The organism is Streptomyces sp. NPDC001700, assembly GCF_053596435.1.
Genome location: NZ_JBSFGE010000001.1, coordinates 176,725 through 196,707 on the forward strand (window position 1 = coordinate 176,725; position 19,983 = coordinate 196,707).

The 19,983-nt window shown below is 71.7% G+C and carries 21 protein-coding genes; 15 read left to right on the plus strand and 6 right to left on the minus strand.

All coding sequences use genetic code 11. The features are described 5' to 3' along the window. The first annotated feature begins 29 nt into the window (after nucleotides 1-29). From ACWC5C_RS00860 to ACWC5C_RS00875, 4 genes are read left to right on the plus strand one after another with little or no spacing between them, the layout of a single operon-like run. Nucleotides 30-407, plus strand: coding sequence for a hypothetical protein (locus tag ACWC5C_RS00860; RefSeq protein WP_450872443.1), 378 nt, complete (start codon nucleotides 30-32; stop codon nucleotides 405-407). Continuing rightward, nucleotides 404-1,036: a hypothetical protein gene (locus ACWC5C_RS00865; RefSeq protein ID WP_450872444.1), complete on the plus strand. Its 633-nt coding sequence runs from the start codon at nucleotides 404-406 to the stop codon at nucleotides 1,034-1,036. The genes ACWC5C_RS00860 and ACWC5C_RS00865 overlap by 4 nt, the downstream gene beginning before the upstream one ends. Then, a complete protein-coding gene (locus tag ACWC5C_RS00870) occupies nucleotides 1,033-1,686 on the plus strand; it encodes a hypothetical protein (RefSeq protein WP_450872446.1) in 654 nt (217 codons plus the stop codon). Before ACWC5C_RS00865 ends, ACWC5C_RS00870 begins: the two co-directional genes overlap by 4 nt. Next, complete coding sequence (locus ACWC5C_RS00875; protein ID WP_450872448.1) at nucleotides 1,683-2,912, plus strand: hypothetical protein; 1,230 nt, start codon at nucleotides 1,683-1,685, stop codon at nucleotides 2,910-2,912. Before ACWC5C_RS00870 ends, ACWC5C_RS00875 begins: the two co-directional genes overlap by 4 nt. A gap of 98 nt (nucleotides 2,913-3,010) precedes the next feature. Here the strand turns inward: ACWC5C_RS00875 and ACWC5C_RS00880 are convergent, their stop codons facing one another. Both ACWC5C_RS00880 and ACWC5C_RS00885 read right to left on the minus strand, forming a co-directional pair. Then, the gene (locus ACWC5C_RS00880) at nucleotides 3,011-3,181 is read right to left on the minus strand and encodes a riboflavin biosynthesis protein RibD (RefSeq protein ID WP_450872449.1); all 171 of its coding nucleotides are present in this window, start codon (nucleotides 3,179-3,181) and stop codon (nucleotides 3,011-3,013) included. 207 nt (nucleotides 3,182-3,388) lie between these two features. Next, nucleotides 3,389-3,604, minus strand: a complete 216-nt coding sequence (locus tag ACWC5C_RS00885) for a hypothetical protein (RefSeq protein ID WP_450872450.1) — start codon at nucleotides 3,602-3,604, stop codon at nucleotides 3,389-3,391. A 20-nt stretch (nucleotides 3,605-3,624) separates the two neighbouring features. Here ACWC5C_RS00885 and ACWC5C_RS00890 point away from each other — a divergent pair, with 20 nt between their 5' ends. Then, nucleotides 3,625-3,990, plus strand: a complete 366-nt coding sequence (locus tag ACWC5C_RS00890) for a hypothetical protein (RefSeq protein ID WP_450872451.1) — start codon at nucleotides 3,625-3,627, stop codon at nucleotides 3,988-3,990. A 15-nt stretch (nucleotides 3,991-4,005) separates the two neighbouring features. Here the strand turns inward: ACWC5C_RS00890 and ACWC5C_RS00895 are convergent, their stop codons facing one another. Beyond that, entirely contained in the window at nucleotides 4,006-4,557 is a 552-nt protein-coding gene (locus ACWC5C_RS00895) for a GNAT family N-acetyltransferase (protein ID WP_450872453.1), read from the minus strand. 219 nt (nucleotides 4,558-4,776) lie between these two features. On the opposite strand from ACWC5C_RS00895, the gene ACWC5C_RS00900 reads away from it, so the two are divergent. Both ACWC5C_RS00900 and ACWC5C_RS00905 read left to right on the plus strand, forming a co-directional pair. Next, nucleotides 4,777-5,517 carry an ABC transporter ATP-binding protein gene (locus tag ACWC5C_RS00900; protein ID WP_450873216.1) on the plus strand — a complete coding sequence of 247 codons (741 nt, stop codon included), beginning with the start codon at nucleotides 4,777-4,779 and terminating at the stop codon, nucleotides 5,515-5,517. Further along, complete coding sequence (locus ACWC5C_RS00905) at nucleotides 5,511-7,997, plus strand: FtsX-like permease family protein (protein ID WP_450872454.1); 2,487 nt, start codon at nucleotides 5,511-5,513, stop codon at nucleotides 7,995-7,997. Before ACWC5C_RS00900 ends, ACWC5C_RS00905 begins: the two co-directional genes overlap by 7 nt. A 254-nt stretch (nucleotides 7,998-8,251) precedes the next feature. On the opposite strand, the gene ACWC5C_RS00910 is transcribed toward ACWC5C_RS00905, so the two are convergent. Then, entirely contained in the window at nucleotides 8,252-9,484 is a 1,233-nt protein-coding gene (locus ACWC5C_RS00910; protein ID WP_450872456.1) for an MFS transporter, read from the minus strand. Nucleotides 9,485-9,584: 100 nt separating this feature from the next. On the opposite strand from ACWC5C_RS00910, the gene ACWC5C_RS00915 reads away from it, so the two are divergent. The 7 genes from ACWC5C_RS00915 (at nucleotide 9,585) to ACWC5C_RS00945 (ending at nucleotide 17,720) form a co-directional block, all read left to right on the plus strand. Further along, a complete protein-coding gene (locus tag ACWC5C_RS00915; protein ID WP_450872458.1) occupies nucleotides 9,585-10,490 on the plus strand; it encodes a LysR family transcriptional regulator in 906 nt (301 codons plus the stop codon). A 111-nt stretch (nucleotides 10,491-10,601) separates the two neighbouring features. Further along, nucleotides 10,602-11,894 (plus strand): ABC transporter substrate-binding protein, encoded by a 1,293-nt coding sequence (locus ACWC5C_RS00920; RefSeq protein ID WP_450873218.1) that lies wholly within the window; start codon nucleotides 10,602-10,604, stop codon nucleotides 11,892-11,894. Between the two features lie 48 nt (nucleotides 11,895-11,942). Continuing rightward, nucleotides 11,943-12,875, plus strand: coding sequence for a carbohydrate ABC transporter permease (locus ACWC5C_RS00925; RefSeq protein WP_450872460.1), 933 nt, complete (start codon nucleotides 11,943-11,945; stop codon nucleotides 12,873-12,875). Nucleotides 12,876-12,890: 15 nt separating this feature from the next. Further along, nucleotides 12,891-13,718 (plus strand): carbohydrate ABC transporter permease, encoded by an 828-nt coding sequence (locus ACWC5C_RS00930; protein ID WP_450872462.1) that lies wholly within the window; start codon nucleotides 12,891-12,893, stop codon nucleotides 13,716-13,718. Further along, complete coding sequence (locus ACWC5C_RS00935; RefSeq protein WP_450872464.1) at nucleotides 13,715-14,767, plus strand: LacI family DNA-binding transcriptional regulator; 1,053 nt, start codon at nucleotides 13,715-13,717, stop codon at nucleotides 14,765-14,767. The genes ACWC5C_RS00930 and ACWC5C_RS00935 overlap by 4 nt, the downstream gene beginning before the upstream one ends. 46 nt (nucleotides 14,768-14,813) lie before the next feature. After that, nucleotides 14,814-16,772 (plus strand): glycoside hydrolase 5 family protein, encoded by a 1,959-nt coding sequence (locus ACWC5C_RS00940; RefSeq protein ID WP_450872466.1) that lies wholly within the window; start codon nucleotides 14,814-14,816, stop codon nucleotides 16,770-16,772. Between the two features lie 60 nt (nucleotides 16,773-16,832). Continuing rightward, a complete protein-coding gene (locus ACWC5C_RS00945) occupies nucleotides 16,833-17,720 on the plus strand; it encodes a peptidoglycan-binding protein (RefSeq protein WP_450872468.1) in 888 nt (295 codons plus the stop codon). 47 nt (nucleotides 17,721-17,767) lie between these two features. Here the strand turns inward: ACWC5C_RS00945 and ACWC5C_RS00950 are convergent, their stop codons facing one another. Then, nucleotides 17,768-18,205 carry a VOC family protein gene (locus ACWC5C_RS00950; RefSeq protein ID WP_450872470.1) on the minus strand — a complete coding sequence of 146 codons (438 nt, stop codon included), beginning with the start codon at nucleotides 18,203-18,205 and terminating at the stop codon, nucleotides 17,768-17,770. Nucleotide 18,206: 1 nt separating this feature from the next. Beyond that, nucleotides 18,207-18,788: a DinB family protein gene (locus ACWC5C_RS00955; protein ID WP_450872472.1), complete on the minus strand. Its 582-nt coding sequence runs from the start codon at nucleotides 18,786-18,788 to the stop codon at nucleotides 18,207-18,209. Between the two features lie 61 nt (nucleotides 18,789-18,849). On the opposite strand from ACWC5C_RS00955, the gene ACWC5C_RS00960 reads away from it, so the two are divergent. After that, a complete protein-coding gene (locus ACWC5C_RS00960) occupies nucleotides 18,850-19,809 on the plus strand; it encodes a helix-turn-helix transcriptional regulator (RefSeq protein WP_450872474.1) in 960 nt (319 codons plus the stop codon). The last annotated feature ends 174 nt before the right edge of the window (nucleotides 19,810-19,983 follow it).

The window sequence follows — 19,983 nt, forward strand, 5'->3', positions numbered from 1 at the left end:
CGGCAAAAGGAAATCCAGGAGGTAACGCAATGTCATCCGGTAACGGTGAATCCAAGGGCCTGCTCGCGGTTCGAGTGACCGTACTCGTACCCATGCTCTGGTTCCTTCTCGTAGGGTTGGTCGGAAAGTTTGCGGGGCGGGACTGGGTGCCGATCGAAGCATGGGCCTGGCCCATGATGACCGCGCCCGTTGTATTGACTGTGGTCTTCGTGAAGTTTCGACGCACTATCCAGAATCCGGAGCATGTAGGCCACCTGCCGACATTGTTCAAGGTGGCTGCGGGGATGATTTCCGCCATGAACTTCGTGCTGATCATCTACTCGTGGGTGGCAGTGGTTCCGGCAGTACTTTGCCTGGCGATCCTGTTGGGCGGGCTGATCAAGAGGCCTGTCGAGGAGGCGCTGTGAGTTCTAGCGGAACGGCCGAAACGACACCAACCGGATACACGCTCATCATCCCGCCGGGTTGGGCCCGGATTCCCCTGCGCGAGGGGACAAAAGAGGCTCTTGAGCGGATCTTTTTCACGCATCTGGACAAGGTCCCGGACGGGGTGGCGCGCGACGATGCCATGAGCTTCCGGCTCGAGCTGCGCCGACAGCTCGAGAAGAGGGCTCGCGCTGCACGGCGTAACGGCGGCCTGGATCTCTATCTGCCGGTGCGCCCGCGTGGCGGTACCCTCTTCGCTGCCTCGTTCATCGTGGCTGAGCTGCCCATCGGAGGCGCCGAACAGGCCAAGGCCAAGCAGGTCCTGGAGCGGCTCGCAGCCAATACCGCGGGCCCCGGCATGTCCACCAGGGAACTCGCAGGCGGCACAGCCGTCCGCCGGGAGAGTCGAGTAGCGGCAGAGCCCGGCCGGGAACTCGATGTTGATTCCCGCCGGGTCGAATATGTCATGCCGATGGCTGGTAACTCGGGAAATTGGCTTTCGATCAGTTTTTCCACACCAGGGGATGGGAACCTCGACAGCGAACTCACCGATGTGTTGGTCGAGCTGTTCGACGCAGTCGTGGGTACATTCAAGTGGAGGTATGAATGAGCTGGCTCAACGTCAAGCACGCGATGTATCTCGACCCTTGGATCCGCGTGCCGCTCATGTGGCCCGAGCCGGGTCTTGAGGACGTGGCAGCTGCTCAGACGCCCGAGGGGTGGGCGCGTGTCTTCGCCGAGGCGTGGTGGGACGATTTCGCGACTGAGGAGCCGCAACCGGGCGAGGTCGACCTGCTGATCGACATCCTGGTGATGCACGCCGTGAGAGCGCCCAACATCTGGCCGGGAGCCGATGTCTTCCTGCACTTGCCGCACCCGAGAGACGTTCCGATAACCGTGTCTGTGGACCTGGTCGAGATTGACGAAGAAGAAGACCGGGACACTGCGCTGCGCGAACTGACGCACGCTGATGCGGACTATGCCATCGAGCGCCCGATCGTCGAGAACTTCGACTCTCCGCACCTTGGCACCGGCCTGCGTGTGCTGCGCTACTTCCAGGACGAGGACAGTAATGAGGTGCATGCCGGCCTCCGCTACGCCTGGCGCTACGAAAAGGGCCCGGAAGCCGCGGATGTCCTCATTATGTTGTCCCACCCGGAACCGGGCCGCATCATCCGCGCATTCGCTGACATCGATGAATTTGCCCGCACCATCCGCATCGGCCCGGATGAGGAAGCGGAGACCTGGAAGTCTTCATGATCCTCGTCGAGGGACGCGGCCACGTTGTGCCCTCTCCCGCCACCGGTGACACCGCCTGGCAGCACCCAGCCACCCGTCGTGCCTGCCAGGTCCGCCTCGCGCTCCATCTCCTTGGCGTGCCTCTCGGACTTGCGGCAAGCGTCGTCGTCTTCTTCGTCATCTTGCCCACTCCATTGTGGTTGATCTGGATTCTGGCGTTTACGCACCTCATCGCCGGAATCTGCGCAGTCTGCCTCCTTCAAGTCCCCCGAGCCAGGCGCATGTTCGAGCTGCGCCGCATTCTGCGCACCTATCCGTGGCAGGTCCATGAGAAGGGCCTTCCGCACTCGAACGGTCAGCTCCATTCCGCCCATCGCGGAGTGCCCTGGCTCAAGGTTCCGGATCCGGATAAACCGGAAACTTGGGTATCGGTCGACCTGGACCACAGTCGGCACAGCCGCTGGTGGCTTGAGCGGATGTCCCCGCAGGCCGGGCGCGAAGCCAAGACGGAGATCCGGACGCTGTGGTTCGCCGGGGATCCGCGTTTCCGGGCCATCCTCGCGGTGCCGGGCAAGCGCGGGCCGCAGCGCATGCTGGAGGTTGGGCGCGCGGTAGGGCGGGGCACCACCATCAACCAGACTGGCCTGGCCTCTGACGAAGCGCTGACACGGGCCCTCAAGGCAGGTGTGCCCCTTTCGGAACTCGCCCGCCCGGCCGAGGCGTCGGACCGCACCCCCATGGTGCGGGCTCCCGCACCACCGCCGGGCCCGGCCTTGTCCTTTCCGGCCACGCGCCGCTCGATGCGGCTGCTGTTGCTGCGAGGTACGGCCGTTCTGATCGTCGCGCCGGTGCCCTTCCTCGGGCTGCTCTCGCTCGGGCCCTCCGGCATCCTCGCAGGCAAGGGCCTCGGCATGCTGCTACTCGCCACCGTGGTCCCGGCCTTCCAGCGTTTGCGGACCCGCTTCAAGCTGCGGAGGGACGTGCGGGGCGACGGTCAGCCCTGGCGCACGCTGAATGTCGAGATACGGCACCGTGGGCGTGCTGTCGTGCTGGTCACCGGTAACGAGGCCCTGCGCACGCAGCTCGTTCTGCGCCGACCACCGGCTGGGAGGACGCAGGTCTGGTTCGCGGGCCATCTCCATGGCGACGGCCTGGTGTCGTTGCGTGGCGACGGTGCCGTCGTCCCCGTGCGCTGCGTGGAGAAAGGACACGCACGGGTCAGGGGCAGGGCCGGGCAGAAAGCGTAAGGAGCCACACAGGCGGCGCTCGGCTGTGTCCGCAGGCGCTTCTGCATAAATCTCAGGGAGTTCTGAGGGGGTCCAGCGGGGCGTTGCACACCCGGCCCTCATCCGCTGGCCTGCGGGCGCTTCGGGCGGGCGACGAGTCGGACGTCCGGGCCGGAGCGGGAGACGTCCAGCAGCTCGCATCGCAGGATGTCGTCCATCGTCTCGACGGTGCCGCCCTGCAGCGCGCTCTTGCCACGGCCGAGGAGCGCGGGGGCGATGTAGGCGATCATGCGGTCGACCAGCCCGCGCGTTGCTGTCGACGATGACGCGCCACGGCTGCTCGTCGACCGGCACAGCCACCTTCAGCTTCGGGTCGTCCTTCGCCGACCGGACGGCGACGACGTACGGCCGTCCCTCGACGGCGTGCCACTCGTCGGCGCCGACCAACTCGCTGATGTGCATGGGCTCCTCCAGCAGATCTTGGTTCCGGGCAGCCGTCACGCTGCGGCGATGACCTCCGTCAGGTCCCGCACCATCGGCGTACGCCGCCAGGGCGCCAGGCTGGTCACCACCCGGCGAAGCTCCTCGGTGGTACGGCGCGACTCCGTCTCACGGCTGATGTTCAGCGCTTCCATGGCGGTGGAACAGGCGGCGTCCGGGGACCGGTGGGCGGCATGCGCGTTGGCGAGCCGCGCCAGGTTCAGCGTATGCACGTGCGTGGCAGGCTCATGGAGTGGCCCGTTACGACCGCTTCGTCGAGGAACTGCTCGCCTTCCTGCTGACCCGGATAGACGAGGACGGACTCGTGCGCCTGGTCGCCCATGAACCGCGGCGGATGTCAGCGCCCTACTTCGAAGGGGGCGGTGGTCGCGCGGAGACGCGGGGTGTGTGGTTCACCGGGTGTACCGCGTGCTCGCGCATTCCTCCTGGCACGCTGTTCCTCGGCCATGGGCACATCGACGTTCCTGCGTGGCCCTGCCTGCACGTCCGCGCGCTGGCGCTGCGCTTCGCTGGTGATCCTGGTTACCGCGCCGAGTGGCGGCCCGAGTTCGCCCTCTTCGCCTCAGGGCGACTCATCGACCAGGAAGCCGAGCGGTGAGCGACGCGGTGGTGGTCATCGGGGGCGGGCTTGCCATTCGGGGGCGAGGATCGCCCAGAGTTGTTTGTCGTAGCGCGCGCCCTCGTAGGGCCAGGCCTCGCGTCGTACGCCCTCCAGGGTCATGCCGAGCCGCTGCGCCACCGCCGCGCTGCGGTGGTTGTCGGCTCGGCAGTGCCACTCGGCGCGGTGGAGGCCCCGGGTCGTGAACGCCCAGTCCAGCAGCGCGGCGCAGGCCGGGGTGATCAGGCCGTGGCCCTCGGCGGAGGGCTCCAGCCAGCAGCCGATCTCACATGAGCCGGAGGCGGCGTGGACATCGGTGAACAACACGCCGCCGACCAGTACGCCGCCCCGCCAGATGCCGTAGAGGCGGGCGCCGTCGGCGGCCTGGCCTTCGGCGTACCGCTTGAGTGTGGCGCGGGCCCCGTCCACGTCGTCCGTGACGAACGTGGGGCCGACCCAGGGGCGGATGTGTTCGCGGGCCCGGTCCAGGTGGTCGGCGAACTCCTCGGCGTGCCAGACCTCCAGCGGACCGAGACGAGCACCGTCGCGCAGCGGCAGCGAGAACATCAGGGCCTCCCCATTCGCGTAACAAGCGTTGTCGAAATGTACAGCGCACCATCTCCCGCCCGCACCGTCAGAAATGGGAGGGATGCGGGCGGGCCCGGTACAACTGGGCCTACATGTGGCTGATCGGCGAGAGGTGAGAAGTTGTTAGGCAGACGGATAGCCGGACGGGATGCCGAGCCGGAGCCGTGTCCGGCACCCGCCGGGGACGGCAAGGCGATCGTGGCGCTCAGTGGGGTGCGGCGGGTGTACGGCAGTGGCGAGGGCGAGGTGGCCGCGCTGGACGGCGTCACGCTGACCTTCACGGCCGGGACCTTCACCGCCATCATGGGCCCGTCCGGCTCCGGGAAGTCGACGCTGCTGCAGTGCGCGGCGGGTCTGGACCGGGTCGACGCGGGCCGGGTCGACCTGGCCGGAGCGGACCCGGCGGCGCTCTCCGAGACCGCGCTCACCAAGCTGCGGCGGGAGCGGATCGGCTTCGTCTTCCAGGCGTTCAACCTCATGCCCTCGCTCACCGCCCGGCAGAACGTCGAACTGCCGCTGCGGCTGGCCCGCCGCCGCCCCGCCCCGGACCAGGTGGCCCGCGTCCTCGCCGACGTCGGGCTCGCGGAGCGGGCCGGGCATCTGCCCAGTCAGCTGTCCGGTGGCCAGCAGCAGCGGGTGGCGATAGCCCGGGCGCTGGTCACCCGCCCGCAGGTGCTGTTCGCCGACGAGCCGACCGGTGCGCTGGACTCCCGTACCTCCCGCGAGGTGTTGAGCCTGCTGCGCGGTCTGGTGGACGAGCACGGCCAGACGATCGTCATGGTCACCCACGACCCGGTCGCCGCCTCGTACGCGGACAAGGTGGTCTTCCTCGCCGACGGGCAGCTGGTCGACGAACTGGCCCGGCCGACCGCCGAGGACGTGGCCACTCACATGGCGACGCTGGAGACCTCGGCTCAGCACGGGGTGCCCTCGTGCTGAGCCTCGCGTGGGCCACCCTTCGCACCCGATGGGTGGGGTTCGCGGGTGCCTTCCTGGCCCTGGCGCTGGGCACCGCGATGGTCGCGGTGACCGCGCTGACCCTGGCCGCCACCCTCGCCACGCCGTTCCCGGGGCCGCAGCGGTTCGCGGCGGATACGGCACCGACCGTGGTCGTACCGAAGGACCCGGTGCCGTACCTGCGGTGGGCCGCCAAGCCCCCGGCCGCCCTGTCCGCCGCGCAGGCCGACCGGATCTCGGCGCTGGGCGAGGCCGTTGCCGACCGTACGTTCCCGGTGGGGGTGCCCGGTGGGGTGCCCGGCGGGACGGGGGAATCGGTCGGCCACGGCTGGTCGTCCGCCGCCTTCGGCCCGTACCGGCTGACGTCCGGGCGCGCACCGGCGGCCGACCGCGAGGTCGTGGTCGGCGGCGGCTCCGCGCTCGTCGGCCACCGGATCACCATCGGCACCCCACGCGGGCGCACCGCCTACACGGTGGTGGGCGCCACCTCGGGGGTGTGGTTCGAGCACCCGGTGTTCTTCACCGACCGCGAGTCCGCCCGGCTCTCCCCGCCGGTCAACGCGCTGGTGTCGCGGGCCGGTACGGAGTCCGTACGGCAGTCCGTACAGCGGGCCGCGGGCGCCGGGGTGCTCGTGCTGACCGGGGACGACCGCAAGAAGGCCGACCCCGACCCCTCGGGCGGCAGCGACCAGTTGCGTGACGCCCGCGCCATGACCAGCACGACGCTGGGCGTGGCGGTGGGGGTGGCGGCGTTCATCGTCGCCGCCACCTTCGCCTTCATGGCCGATCAGCGGCGCCGCGAACTGGCGTTGCTGCGGCTGATCGGCTCCACCCCGGCGCAGGTCCGCCGGACGGTCCTCACCGAGGCCGTGTTGATCGGTCTGGTCGCGGCGGTGGCGGGCTGCGCGCTGGGCGTGGCGGCGGTCGGCCCGCTGCACGACTGGATGCTGGACCACGACATCGCCCCGGCGTGGTTCGACATCGGTGTCACCCCCTGGCCGCTGATCCTGGCGTTCCTCGTGGGCGTCCTCGCGGCCATCGGCGGAGCCGCCACCGTCGCCGTGCAGGCCGGGCGGGTGGCCCCCATCGAGGCGTTGCGGGACGCTGCGGCCGACACCCGGCGGATGAGCCCCGTGCGCTGGGTGCTGGGCACCGGCATGCTGCTCGGCGCGCTGGGCACCGCCGCTTACTTCGCCGTGGAATCGCCGGACGTCGCGGTCAACCCGCGCAAGTTCGCCGCCGTACCGCTGCTGTTCGTCGGCGCGTTCGCCCTCTTCGCCCCGCTGGTGCTGCCGCCGGTCACCCGGGTGCTCACCAGCCCGCTGGAGCGGTTCGGGGCCGGGGCGGTGATCGTCCGCCAGAACCTGCTGACCGCGCGGCGCCGTACGGCCGCCACCGTCGCCCCCGTGGTGGTGGCGGTCGGCCTGGTCACCACGATGGGCCTGGTGACGGACAGCGGCGACCGGACCAGCGCCGACCAGGCGCGGGCGCGGGTGCGCGCGGATGTCGTCGTACTGCCCGAGGACGGCGGCCGGTTGGACCGCGACACGGTGTCCCGGGTCGGCGCTCTGCCGGGCGTACGGGCGGCCGTCCCGGTCGCCCCGGCCCGGGTCTATCTGCCCGGCCCCGACGGGCAGGTGGCGGACGGCGTGATGGGCACGGCCGTCGACCCGGCGGCGATGGGCGGCACCCTGGCCCCCAGGGTCGTCGAGGGCTCGCTGCGCGACCTGGGCCACGACTTCCTGGTGGTCGACGCGCCGACCGCCGACGACCACGGCTACGCCCCGGGCAGCGAGGTCACGGTGTGGCTGCCGGACAACTCCCGGGCCACGCTCACCGTCGCCGCCGTGGTCGAGGCGGGGCTGAGCGACCACGGCGGCTACCTCTCCACCCGGCATGCCGCGGGCGCCCTCCCCGAACGGATGCTGCTGCGGCTGGACGCGGGCACCGACCCGGCGGCCGGGGCCGCGCAGGTGGCCACCGCCCTGCGCGGGCAGGCCGTCACGGTGATGACCGCCGCCGACTGGTTCGCCGAGACCCGCGCCGATCAGCGGCAGCGGAACCGGACCGGTACGCGGATGGTGCTGGGCATCGCGGTCGGCTACGCGCTGATCGCGGTGGCCAACACCCTGGCCATGGCCGCCGCCGGACGGCGCCGCGAGCTGGCGGCGTTCAGCCTGGCCGGGGCCACCCGTGGCCAGGCCCTCCGTATGGTGACGGCCGAGTCCCTGATCGCCGGGCTGCTCGGCACGCTGCTGGCACTGGCGGCCGGTGCGGCCGCCCTGCTCGCCCAGTACGCCTCGCTGGCCGCCCTGGTCGGCCGGATCTCCCCGAGCGCGCCGTGGCAGTCGATCGGCCTGACGGCCGTGGTGTCGGTGGCCACCGCCGTGGCGACGGCGGCCGTTTCGGTGACCCGGACGATCCGCCGCCGCGCGGTGGAGCTGGCCGCTCTGCGCGACTGACCGTACGGGTGCCCCGCCCACGCCCCGGGCCGCGACAGCAGCCCCGGGGCGCCGCCACCCGCTGTGAGGCCGGGGGCTCGGCGGGCTCGGCGTGCCGGTGACGCATGCATCGCCGACGTGGCCACCGGGCCCGAGGCCGCATCCGGCCCTGCGGGGAGGCGGGTTGCGGCCTCGGCGCGACGACGAGTCCGGGGACACCCCGCGCCGGGCGGGAGCCGCTTCCGCCCGGTCTCGCACCGGGCGGGAGCCGTCGCTTACCGGAGTCCCGCGCCCCGGGAGGTGCGGGGCGCGGGGTGCGATGTTGCCGCTGCGCGTCGCCGCGTGGGCAAGGCGAAGCCGTACGTGATCGTCAGGGCCAGCGCGGTCAGGGCGACTCCGGCCCAACTCAGCCAGGTCACCGCCGCCGTGAGCGGCATCCAGGTGGTCAGCGCTCCGACGGCGACCGCGGGCGCCCCGGAGCCCCAGTAGAACAGCAGATACAGCGCGGCCCCGATCCCCGCGCGCTGCCCGGCCGGGGTCCGCGCGTCGACCGCTCGCGCGGCGCCGCTGTAGGCGAGCCCGTGCCCGATACCGGCGAGGACCGTGGAGCCGAGCGTGGCGGGCAGCGAGGCGGCTCCGGTGGCCGCGAGCAGCACCAGGCTCCCGGCGAGCGCGGCGAGGCCGTACCGCTGGGCGGCGTACGCGGTACGGCGCGCACTGGCCAGCTGGGCCAGCAGCGACCAGACCAGGACGCTGCCCAGCACCCCGCCGACCAGGGCCGGATGGGCGCCGTGCGGGGTCTGTTCGAGCAGCGCGGGGAGGAGGGCGAGGTAGATGCCGACGACGGCCCAGGCGAGGAACCCGCTCAGCCCGGCGACGAGGAAGAGCCCGCGCAGGGCCGGGGGGATGTGCGGCCGGGTGGGGCGCCACCGCTGCCGTACCCGTTCCTCACCGGTGGTCGCGGGAACGGTCCGGCGCAGCCGGTGCCATACCCACCCCAGCAGGGCCAGATGCAGCACGTACGGAGTGGTCAGCGGGCCCGGGACGTACTCGGCGAGGACACCCGAGACCACCGGCCCCAGGGCGGTGCCCGCCGCGAAGGCGAGGCCCGCGAGCAGCGGTCCGGCGACGCGGGCCGTGGGACTGCTGTGCCGGGCGATGAGCGCCTGCGCCGCTCCGGTCGCCGCGCCCAGGGCCAGCGCGTGGCCGACCCGGCCGGTGAAGAGCCAGCCGGGGCTGTCGGCGAGCAGGAAGCAGCAGGAGCCCGCGGCGGCGAGCAGCACGCTCAACCGCAGCACCGGCCGGTCGCCGACCACGTCCGCCGCCGGTCCGCACAGCAGCAGTGCCACTCCGCTGACCAGCGCGAACGTCGCGAAGAGCAGGGTCATCACGAAGTCGTCGTAGCCGAAGAGACGCTGGTAGTCGGGATAGAGCGGGCTGGGGAGATACGCGCCCGCCGTGAGCACCACCACCAGGAGTACGGTGGTCCGTACCGCTCGTTCCGACACCGTTCTGATTGCCCGTTGATCCGCCACAACCGCCAGTGTGGGGCCGGGCCAACGCGAAGAAAATCAAACGGTTCTGGGGCTGACCGTGCAAACTATTTGCATGATTGACTCTCGGCTCCGGATCCTCCAGATGGTCGCCGAGCACGGCACGGTGACCGCCGCGGCGCAGGCGCTGCACTACACGCCGTCCGCCGTCTCCTACCAACTGCGCCAGCTCGCCGCCGAGGTCGAAACGGAGCTGGTGGTACAGCATGGCCGGGGCATCCGCCTGACGAACGCGGCCCGCATCCTGCTGCGCCACGCGGAGCGCCTCCAGGAGCAGTGGGAGGAGGCCCGCGCCGAACTGGCCGCCGCGGGCACCGAACCCACCGGGCAGATCACCCTGTGCGGGTTCTCCACCGCCGCCAGCCGTCTGCTGCCTCCCGCCGCCGCCGAGCTGCGCGACGCCCACCCCCACCTCACGGTGCGGATCATCGAGGCCGAACCCGACCGCTGCTTCGACCTGCTGCTGTCGGAGGAGGCCGACCTCGCGCTGCTCGTCGTCACCGCCGACTCCCCGCCCATGACCGACCAGCGCTTCGACCAGCGGCCGCTGCTGGACGACCCGCTGGACCTGGTCGTCCCCCGGGGCCACCCGCTGACCCGGCGGCCGCGGGTCACCCTGGCCGACGCCGCGCGCGAACCGTGGATCGTGGGCAACCCGGGTACGACGTACCACCAGTTGGTGCTCGCCGCCTGCATGAGCGCGGGCTTCACCCCGCACATCGCCCACCACGCGGACGAGTGGGGCACCGGGACCGCCCTGGTAGCCCATGGCTTCGGCGTCATCCTCGTACCGCGCCTGGCGCAGCTGAGCGAGGAGGACCGGGTGGTGCGGCTCCCGCTGCACGGCGAACCGGCTCCGGCGCGCCGCATCATGGCCGTGACCCGGCTCGGGGCGAGGGAGATACCCGTCCTCACCCGCGCCGTCGAGACGATCACCGAGGCCGCCACCCAGGCCCTCTAGAACCACAGCGCGAAGGGTTGACCGGTGCCGGACCGGCCCTTACTGTCCTCCCACCCTCCTCGGTATATCGATTAACCAATCCGTTAACCGCCCTGGTTGGAGACATCCGTGGTGCGCTCACGCCCCAGTCGGCGCGGCGTTCTCGCCGCCGGGTCCGGACTCGCCGCCGCGACCGCCCTGCCCGCCCTGTCCGGCTGCTCCGCGCTGGCCGCCACGGATTCCGACCCCCATACGCTCGTGATCCACAGCCAGCTGGGCACCACCGCGCCGGGCTCCCCGACCTATCTGGCCGCCCTGCGCCGCTTCCGCGCGGAGAACCCCGGCCTGAAGGTCAAGAACCTCGTCAACGGCGACGATCTCGCCCAGGTCTACGAGACCTCGCGACTGGCCCGCAAAGAGCCGGACGTCGTCATGGTCAACCTGTACGACAAGACCCTGGCCTGGACGGATGTGGGCGCCACGGTCGACGTCACGGGCTATCTGGACGACTGGGGGCTGCGGAAGCGCGTCCTGCCGGTGGCGCTGACGTCCTGGACCGACGGAAAGGGGCGGCTGCGGGCCTTCCCGTACTTCGCCACCAACTGGCCGATCGCCTACAACACCGCGCTGCTGGAGCGGGCCGGTGTGGACGGCATCCCCCGGACCGGCGACGCGCTCATCGGCGCCGCGCGCAAGCTGCGCGCCAAGGGCATCGGCCCGGTGACCACGGGCGGCAACGACTGGACCGGGCAGAAGCTGCTCGCGCAGATCATCCAGACCTTCCTGACCGAGGACGAGGCCCGGCACGTCTTCGCCACCGGCGACTTCAGCGGCAGCCGGGGCGCGCGGCAGGGGATCGACTACTTCGTGGAGCTGCGGGACGCCGGTGTCTTCGTCGACAAGGCGCAGGGGCTCACCTCGGACTCGATGACCACCCAGTTCAACACCGGTTCCGCGGCCATCGAGTCCGCGATGTCCTCGGCGCTGGCCGAGGTGCCGGAGAAGGTGGCGCGGCAGACCGAGGTGGGCGGCTGGCCGCTCGCGCCGGGCGCGGTCCACGACAAGCCCACGATCCTGCGCACGTACACCCTGATCGGCTTCTGGATCAGCCCGAACGGCACCAAGAAGATCGAGGCCGTCGAGAAGTTCGTGCGCTTCATGTACCGGCCGGACACCGTGTCGCGGTTCATCAGGGAGAGCGGCCGGGACATGGCCCTGCGGACCGACACGCTCAGCACCGGCTTCCCGCTGGTGGCGGCGGCGCAGCGGCTCGGCGGCTCGGTGAGCCAGGCGCTGCTGCCGGATGTGTACGTGCCGCCTGCCGCGACCCAGCCGCTGATCACCGCGACGAGCACGTCCTTCACCCGCGGGACCGGCGCCGCGAAGGTGCGCGCCGCCCTCGAAGCCGCGTACCGCGGTGCGTGAGGCGGCCCCCATGAGACGACCTGTCCCCGAATCCCCGGGAGCCACCCCATGACGACGCTGACGCCCACCCGGGGCCAGGCCGCCTCCCGGCGCCCGGTCCCGTCCCCGTCCGCACCGCGCCGGGTGCGCGAGGGCGGCACGATCCTCGCCGTGCCCGCCCTGGTCTGGTACCTGGTCTTCATGGTCGGCCCGCTGGTCGCCATCTTCGTCGTCGCCGCCCTGCACTGGCCGGGGATGCTGCAGCCGGTCACGTTCGCCGGGCTCGGCAACGTCCGTACCGTCCTCGACGACCCGGTGTTCTGGGAGGCGGTGCGCAACACGGCCGTGCAGCTGGCCGTGGCGCTGCCGGTGATGATCGTCTGCGCGTACATGCTGGGCTACTACGTGGCGCAGCGGCCCCCGGGCCACCGGGTGATCCGCTATCTGCTGTTCGTCCCGGGGCTGATCTCCACCCCCGCCAAGGCGATGGTGTTCTACGCCGCCCTCTCCCCGGACGGCCTGGTCAACGGGGCGCTCCAGGCGGTGGGTCTGGGGTCGCTGACCGACGCGTGGCTCGCCTCGCCGTCGACGGCGCTGGGCTGCCTGATCGCCCTGGACCTGTGGAGCGGCATCGGCTTCACGGCCGTCCTGTTCGCCGCCCGGCTCTCCAGCGTGCCGGACGAGGTGGGGGAGGCCGCGCAGCTGGACGGCGCCGGGCACTGGCGGACCATGTGGCGCGTCCACTTCCCGGTGATCCGCGACTACGTGGGCGTGGTGACGATGCTGCAGTTCCTGTGGACCCTCTTCGGCTCCGCGCAGCATGTCCTGCTGCTCACCCAGGGCGGGCCCGGCGCCTCGTCCACGACGCTCTCCTTCCTCGTCTACCAGAAGGCGTTCATCGCGGCCGACCTCGGCTACAGCCAGACCGTGGGCGTGTTCCTCTTCCTGACCGGACTCGTCGGCCTGCTGCTCATCCGCCGCTCGTTGCGCCAGAACTACTGATCGGAGCCGCTCATCATGAAGCTCGGCAAGTCGTGGCTGCCCGCTCATGTCCTGGTGTGGACCTATGTGGTGCTGCTGGTCGTCCCGCTCTACTACTTCCTCTCCTCCGCCTTCAAGAGCAACGAGGAGATCTTCGCCAGCCCCTTCAAGCCCCCGTCGTCCCTGGACCCGGGCAACTTCTCCACCGCCTTCCACCGCGCCGACCTGGGCCTCGCGGTCGTCAACTCGGGCCTGGTGACGGGGCTTTCGCTGGTCCTCACGCTGGCGCTGGCCATCCCGGCGGCGTTCGCGCTGGCCCGGTCCACGGGGCGGCTGGCCTCGGCGCTGGAGAAGGTGTTCTCGCTCGGCTTCCTCATCCCCACCTTCGCCGCGCTCTTCCCCACCTTCCTGCTGGCCGCCGCCACCGGTCTGTTCCACACGCGGACCTTCATGGTGCTGTTCCTGCCCGCCACGGCGATGCCGCTGTCGGTGGTGATCCTGGTGCAGTTCATGCGGACCGTGCCCGCCGAGATGGAGGAGGCCGCCCGTATCGACGGCGCCTCCACCTTCGCCGTGCTGCGCCACGTCTACACGCCGATGTGCCTGCCGGGGATCGCGACCGTGCTGCTGCTGAACTTCCTGACCTTCTGGAACGAGTACCTGTACTCGCTCGTCATCATCGGCCCGGACCCCGCCCAGCGCACCGTCCAGGTGGCGCTGCCCACCCTCAAGGCGATCACGGGAACGGATTACGGTGTGCTGACCGCGGGGACGATCCTCACCCTCGTACCGGTGTGGATCGTCTACACGGTGCTGCAGAAGCGGATGCAGCGGGCGCTCATCAGCGGGGCGGTGAAGATGTGAGCATCCCGAGCGGGCGTACCCGGCCCACCATCAAGGCCGTCGCCGCCATCGCCGGGGTGTCCACGGCCGCCGTATCCCAGGCCTTCAACAACAAGGGGCGGCTCTCCGAAGCCACCCGGCGCCGCATCCTCGACGCCGCCATGGACCTCGGCTGGTCGCCGAGCGCCCCGGCCGCCGCGCTGCGCAGCGCCCGCACCCGCACCCTCGCCCTCGTCGTACGCCGCCCCACCGACGTCCTGGGCGCCGACCCGCACTTCAGCGAGCTGATCACCGGCATCGAGGGCGAACTGGCGCCACGCGGCTACGGGCTCCTCCTCCACCTGGTCACCGATGTCCACGAGGAGAGCGCGCTGTACGAACGTCTGGCGGCGGAGGGCCGCGTCGACGGCGCCGTCCTCACCGACGCGCGCACCGACGACCCCCGCCCCGCGCTGCTGACCCGGCTCGGCCTGCCCGCCGTCATGCTCGGCGCGCCCGACCCCGACGCGGCCGACCCCGACATTGCCGTGCGGGGCGTGGGCCTGGGACACCAGGGCGCGGGCGTGGCCGAGGTGGTCGGCCATCTGCTGGAGCTGGGCCACCGGCGCGTCGCCTACGTGGCGGGACCGGCCGAACTCCAGCACACCCGGCTGCGCCGCCGCCACTTCGAGGAGGGCCTGCGCACCGCGGGCCACCGGCCCTTCGCCGTCCTCCACACGGACTTCTCCGAAGGCGCGGCCATCGCCGCCACCGAGGCGCTGCTCGACGCCGCCGACCCGCCCACGGCGATCGTGTACGCCAACGACTCCATGGCGGTGTGCGGCATCGGCACCGCACAGCGCACCGGCCTGCGGGTCCCGGCCGACCTGTCCGTCGTCGGCTACGACAACCTGCCGATCGGCCGCTGGCTGCACCCGCGCCTGACCACCGTCGACCAGCAGGTGCGGCAGGTCGGCGCGGCCGCCGCGCGGCTGCTGCTGGCCCGCTGCGGCGAGGACGCGGGGGACGCCCGGCTCGACGCCCGGCCCCGCCTGGTCGCCCGCGACTCGACGGGCCCCGCGCCCCGCTGACCCGCCACGTCCGCGCCGTATCACCCGAAGCGACAGAAGAGAGCCCATGCGACGCCACAGCGCCCAGCTCACCCACCACCCCGCCGTCCTGCCCTGGCTCGGCGCCAACTTCTGGTCCCGCACCGGCGGGCCCCTGATGTGGCGGAACTACGACCCCAAGACGGTCCGCGAGGAATTGCGGGTGCTGCGCGAGCACGGTCTGACCATGACCCGCTCCTTCTTCTACTGGCCCGACTTCCACCCCGAACCGCACCGGGTCGACGAGGAGTTGTGCGAGCGCTTCCGCGACTTCCTGGACGCGCACACCGAGGCGGGCATGGGGACCATCCCGACCTTCATCGTCGGCCATATGTCCGGCGAGAACTGGGATCCGGCCTGGCGGGGCGGCCGCGATCTGTACGAGGACGTGTGGATGGTCGGCCGCCAGGCGTGGTTCGTCTCGCAGATGACCCGCCGCTTCACCGGCCACCCGGCGGTCACCGGCTGGCTGATCACCAACGAGATGCCCGGCTACGGCCGTATCTACCAGGTCGATCCGCCCTCCAGCGACGTCGTGACCGCCTGGGCGCAGGCCATGTGCAACGCGGTGCGGGCGGGCGGTGGCACCCAGCCGGTCTCGCTCGGGGACGGCGCGTGGGGCATCGAGGTGACCGGCCGGGACAACGGCTTCTCGCTGCGCGACACCGCCGAGTACGTCGACTTCGTGGGCCCGCACGTCTACCGCTCCGACACCGACCGGGTGCGGCAGCACCACCGCGCCGCGTTCGAATGCGAACTGGCCTCGGTGACCGGCGCGCCCGTCGTACTGGAGGAGTTCGGGGTGTCGACCGACACCGTCTCCGCCGAGAACGCCGCCGTGTACTACCGGCAGACGCTGCACAACTCCCTCCTCGGCGGGGCCACCGGCTGGATCGCCTGGAACAACACCGACTACGACGACCTGTGGGACCAGTCCCCGTACGACCACCACCCCTTCGAGATGCACTTCGGCATCACCGACTCCACCGGCGCCCCCAAGACCCCGCTGCTCGAACTGGCCTCCTTCGCCGACGTGTTGGGCCGCGTGGACTTTCCGCGCTGCCGCCGCGCGGATACGGGCGCGGCGCTGGTGGTGCCCGCGTTCCTGGAGCGCGGCTACCCCTACAGCCGCCCCGCCGACCGGCCGCTCATCTTCACCTCGCTCCACCAGGCGTACGCCGCCACGCGCGCCGCCGACCTGCCGGTGGGCCTCCTCCGCGAGGCGGACGGCCTGGAGGACGGCGCCGCGCTGTATCTGCTGCCCTCCACACGCCAGCTGACCACCCGCACCCGGCGCGCCCTGGAGCGGCGGGCCCGCGACGGCGCCACCGTGTACCTCTCCTTCTGCTCCGGCGAACACCCCGGCACCCGGGGCCCCTGGTTCGACGGCCTGGACGCGCTGTTCGGGGTCGAGCTGCGGCTGTCGTACGGGGTGGCGGAGCCGATCGAGGACGACACCCTCGTCATGACCTTCACCGAGGACTTCGGCCCGCTGACCGCCGGGGAGACGCTGCGGTTCCCCGTCGCGGGCAACGAGGACTCCCGCGCCTACCTCCCCGTCGTCCCCCGGGGCGCCCGCGTCGTCGCCACCGACGCCCACGGCCGCCCCGCGCTCCTGGTCCACGACATCGGCCACGGCCGCACCGTGCTGGCCACGTACCCGCTGGAGCACATGGCGGCGCGCACCGCCCGCGTCAACCCCGAGCAGACCCACCGGCTGTACGAGGCGCTCGCCGACCTCGCCGGTGTGGACCGACCGGTCACGGTCGACACCCCGTACGTCGGCGCCGATGTGCTGGTGCACGAGGACGGGCGGCGGTTCGTGTGGCTGATCAGCCAGTCCCCGGAGCCGCTGACGGTGCGCCCTGCGGCGGACGGGGAACTGCGCGACCTCGCGACGGGCGAACCGGTCGCCGAGATCGGACTGGACGCGTACGGAGTGCGGGTCCTGGCGCTCGGGGATGCGGAGGCCGGGGACCGCAACTGACGGATGTCCTCAGGGCGTCCGTAGAGGACGAGGACCAGAGGCACCGAAGGAGCACACCCCATGGCAACACCCCTGAGCGCCGACAGCCTTCTGAAGGCCCTCCGTGACGAGGGGCTGACCGTCCACGAAGTGCGCGACTGGCGCTCGCACAACCGCAACGACAAGGGCCCCTGGGGCCCGGTGAACGGCGTCATGATCCACCACACCGTCACCTCGGGCACCGAGAGTTCCGTCCAGCTCTGTTACGAGGGCCACGCGGACCTCCCCGGGCCGCTGTGCCACGGGGTCATCGACAAGAAGGGCGAGATCCACCTCGTCAGCAGCGGCCGCGCCAACCACGCGGGCATCGGCGACAGCGACGTCCTGGACGCGGTGATCAACGAGACCGAGCTGCCCGCCGACAACGAGGCCGAGGAGGACGGCAACGCCCGCTTCTACGGCTTCGAATGCGTCAACCTCGGCGACGGCGAGGACCCGTGGCCCGAGGAGCAGAAGCTGGCCATCGAGAAGGTGTCCGCCGCGATCTGCCGCGCCCACGACTGGAGCGAGCGGTCCGTGATCGGCCATCTGGAGTGGCAGCCGGGGAAGTCGGACCCCCGGGGCTTCACGATGGAGTCCATGCGCACGCGCGTCGGCAAGCGGCTCGGCACCAAGCCGGACAGCACCGAGCCGGACAGCACCGACGAGACGAAGGCGGCGGAGTACGTGCCCTTCCCGGGCGCCGACTTCTTCCGTGACGGCCGGGACAGCGAGATCATCACGGCGATGGGGACGCGGCTCGTCGCCGAGGACTGCGACCTCTACGAGGAGGGTCCGGGCCCGGAGTGGACGGACGCCGACAAGGAGTCGTACGCCGCGTGGCAGCGGAAGCTGGGCTTCTCCGGCGATGACGCCGACGGCATCCCGGGCGAGAAGAGCTGGGACAAGCTGCGCGTAACGCAGGACTAGCCCCCGGTGCCAAGGGCCTCGCGCCACGGCGCGAGGCCCTTTCCGGGCTAGTCGAGGCAGAACTCGTTGCCCTCGGGATCGGCCATCACGATGTGCCCTGTGCCGAGCGGGGGAGCGGGGTCGTGGCGCTCCAGCCGGGTGGCGCCGTGCGCGATGAGCCGTTCGGCCTCCGCCTCCAGGGCCGCCATCCGCGCGTCGCCCTCCAGCCCGGGGGCGGCCCGTACGTCGAGGTGCACGCGGTTCTTGGCCCGCTTGCCCTCCGGCACCCGCTGGAAGAACAGCCGTGGCCCGGCGCCCTCCGGGTCGACCAGGGCCGAGGCGTCGTTGCGTCTCCCGGGCGGCACGCCCATCGCCTCCAGGGCCTGGTCCCAGGAGTCGAAGCCCTCGGGCGCGTCCTGCACCCGGTAGGCCAGGGCCTCGGCCCAGAACGCGGCCAGCCCGGCCGGGTCGGCGCAGTCGTAGGTGATCTGGATGTCGCGGGCCATGTCAGCTCGCCTCCCGTGGGGTCCGGTGGGTGTGCAGATACAGGTCGCGCAGCAGACACACCTCGGACAGATGGTGGATCATCTCCCGGTTGATGTGCAGCACGAGCGCCGCCAACGGGTACTCGGCGTACGGACCCTCCGCCTTCCCGCAGGGGCGGGCGAGGTCCGATTCGCCGAGGGCCTCGACCCCGGCCTGCCAGGTCGCGTACTCCGCGTCCAGCTGGGCCAGCGCCTCGGCGGCGGTCGCGGCGTACGGGTACGACTGGTAGTCGGTCGGCGTACGGCCGAAGTGCGAGGCGTTGCGCATCGCCAGGACGCCGACGATCACATGCCCGAGGCGCCAGGCGATCGTCGAGAACGGCGGCGGGTCGGGCTCCGGCATCGCGAAGTCGATGGTCATCGCGCCGGACCCGGCCTGTACGGGGGCGGTGCCGGTGCCGCGCGGGCGCACGTTCCAGCAGTCGGGCACCGGCTCCCAGAAGTACTCGTCGTCGGTGAGCCCGTCGAGCCGGGCCCGCAGCTGGTGGGTCCAGTGCCAGCCGATCTGGTCGCGCAGCAGGGTGTTCCACGTCTGGTCGGTCATGAGTGCAGCGTGGCGCAGATAGCGGACAGCTCCCTTCCGCGATTGCTGGAACGATGAGGACATGACCGCCCAGGGGACGACCGAACGGGTGCTGAGGCTGCTGGCGCTGCTCCAGCGCCGGGCGTCGTGGACCGCCGCCGAACTCGCCGCCGAGCTGGGTGTCACCGACCGCTCGGTGCGCCGCGACGTGGAGCGGCTGCGTACGCTCGGCTACCCCGTCCACGCGGTGGCGGGCGTCGGCGGCGGCTACCAGCTCGGCGCGGGCACCCGGCTGCCGCCGCTGCTCCTCGACGACGAGGAGGCGATCGCGACCGCCGTGTCCCTGCGGCTGGCGTCCGGCGGCACGGTCGCCGGGGCGGGCGAGGCGGCGCTGCGGGCCCTCGCCAAGCTCGACCAGGTGATGCCGCCCCGGCTGCGCGCCGAGGTCCGGGCGGTGCACGGCGCCACCGAGACCCTGGTCGGCCCGGGTGTCGAGATCGACGCGGAGGTGCTGGTGACCCTCGCGCGGGCCTGCCGTGACGCGGTGCGGGTGCGGTTCCGGTACGCCGCCCGAGGTGGCGAGGAGCGCGAGCGCACGGTCGAGCCGGTACGGATGGTCACCACCGGCCGCCGCTGGTACCTGATGGCCTGGGACACCGACCGCGACGACTGGCGCACCTTCCGGCTGGACCGGATGCGCGAGACGACGGCGACGACCTGGCGTTTCCGCCCGCGCGAGCACCCCGACCCGGTCGCCTATGTGCAGCAGTCCGTGACGGGCGCCCCGTACCGCCACGTCGCCCGCGTACGCCTGCACGCCCCGCCCGACCGCGTGCGCGAGCTGGTCCCGCCGCAGGTGGGCCGCGTCGAGGACGACCGCGACGGCTGGTGCGTCCTCGTCGCGGGCGGCGACAACCTGGACTGGCTCGCCGTCCACGTGGCCCGCCTCCCCTTCGAGGCCCAGATCCTGGACCCCCCGGAGCTGAGAGAAGCCACCACCCGCCTGGCCGACCGCCTCACGTCGATGGCCGGGCACGCCTGACAGCGCCCCCGGTAAAAAATGGCGCTGCCGCCGGGAGGTGGCTGCGCTATCGTGACGGCGTCCTGTTGTCTCCGATAGAGGTGGACGTTGCGCATCTGAGGTTCGCGATCACCGCGTGGTACGGCGTTGCCGTACGCGTGTTGCGACCTCGGTGCATGAGCCGTCCCTCGCTCC

Excerpts from the sequence above, each read along its gene's own strand:
- ACWC5C_RS00955 (WP_450872472.1), bottom strand. The coding sequence starts at position 18,788 with ATGACCGACCAGACGTGGAACACCCTGCTGCGCGACCAGATCGGCTGG.
- ACWC5C_RS00940 (WP_450872466.1), top strand. The coding sequence starts at position 14,814 with ATGCGACGCCACAGCGCCCAGCTCACCCACCACCCCGCCGTCCTGCCC.
- ACWC5C_RS00945 (WP_450872468.1), top strand. The coding sequence starts at position 16,833 with ATGGCAACACCCCTGAGCGCCGACAGCCTTCTGAAGGCCCTCCGTGAC.
- ACWC5C_RS00860 (WP_450872443.1), top strand. The coding sequence starts at position 30 with ATGTCATCCGGTAACGGTGAATCCAAGGGCCTGCTCGCGGTTCGAGTG.
- ACWC5C_RS00895 (WP_450872453.1), bottom strand. The coding sequence starts at position 4,557 with ATGTTCTCGCTGCCGCTGCGCGACGGTGCTCGTCTCGGTCCGCTGGAG.
- ACWC5C_RS00880 (WP_450872449.1), bottom strand. The coding sequence starts at position 3,181 with ATGATCGCCTACATCGCCCCCGCGCTCCTCGGCCGTGGCAAGAGCGCG.
- ACWC5C_RS00950 (WP_450872470.1), bottom strand. The coding sequence starts at position 18,205 with ATGGCCCGCGACATCCAGATCACCTACGACTGCGCCGACCCGGCCGGG.
- ACWC5C_RS00930 (WP_450872462.1), top strand. The coding sequence starts at position 12,891 with ATGAAGCTCGGCAAGTCGTGGCTGCCCGCTCATGTCCTGGTGTGGACC.
- ACWC5C_RS00925 (WP_450872460.1), top strand. The coding sequence starts at position 11,943 with ATGACGACGCTGACGCCCACCCGGGGCCAGGCCGCCTCCCGGCGCCCG.
- ACWC5C_RS00915 (WP_450872458.1), top strand. The coding sequence starts at position 9,585 with ATGATTGACTCTCGGCTCCGGATCCTCCAGATGGTCGCCGAGCACGGC.
- ACWC5C_RS00870 (WP_450872446.1), top strand. The coding sequence starts at position 1,033 with ATGAGCTGGCTCAACGTCAAGCACGCGATGTATCTCGACCCTTGGATC.
- ACWC5C_RS00960 (WP_450872474.1), top strand. The coding sequence starts at position 18,850 with ATGACCGCCCAGGGGACGACCGAACGGGTGCTGAGGCTGCTGGCGCTG.
- ACWC5C_RS00875 (WP_450872448.1), top strand. The coding sequence starts at position 1,683 with ATGATCCTCGTCGAGGGACGCGGCCACGTTGTGCCCTCTCCCGCCACC.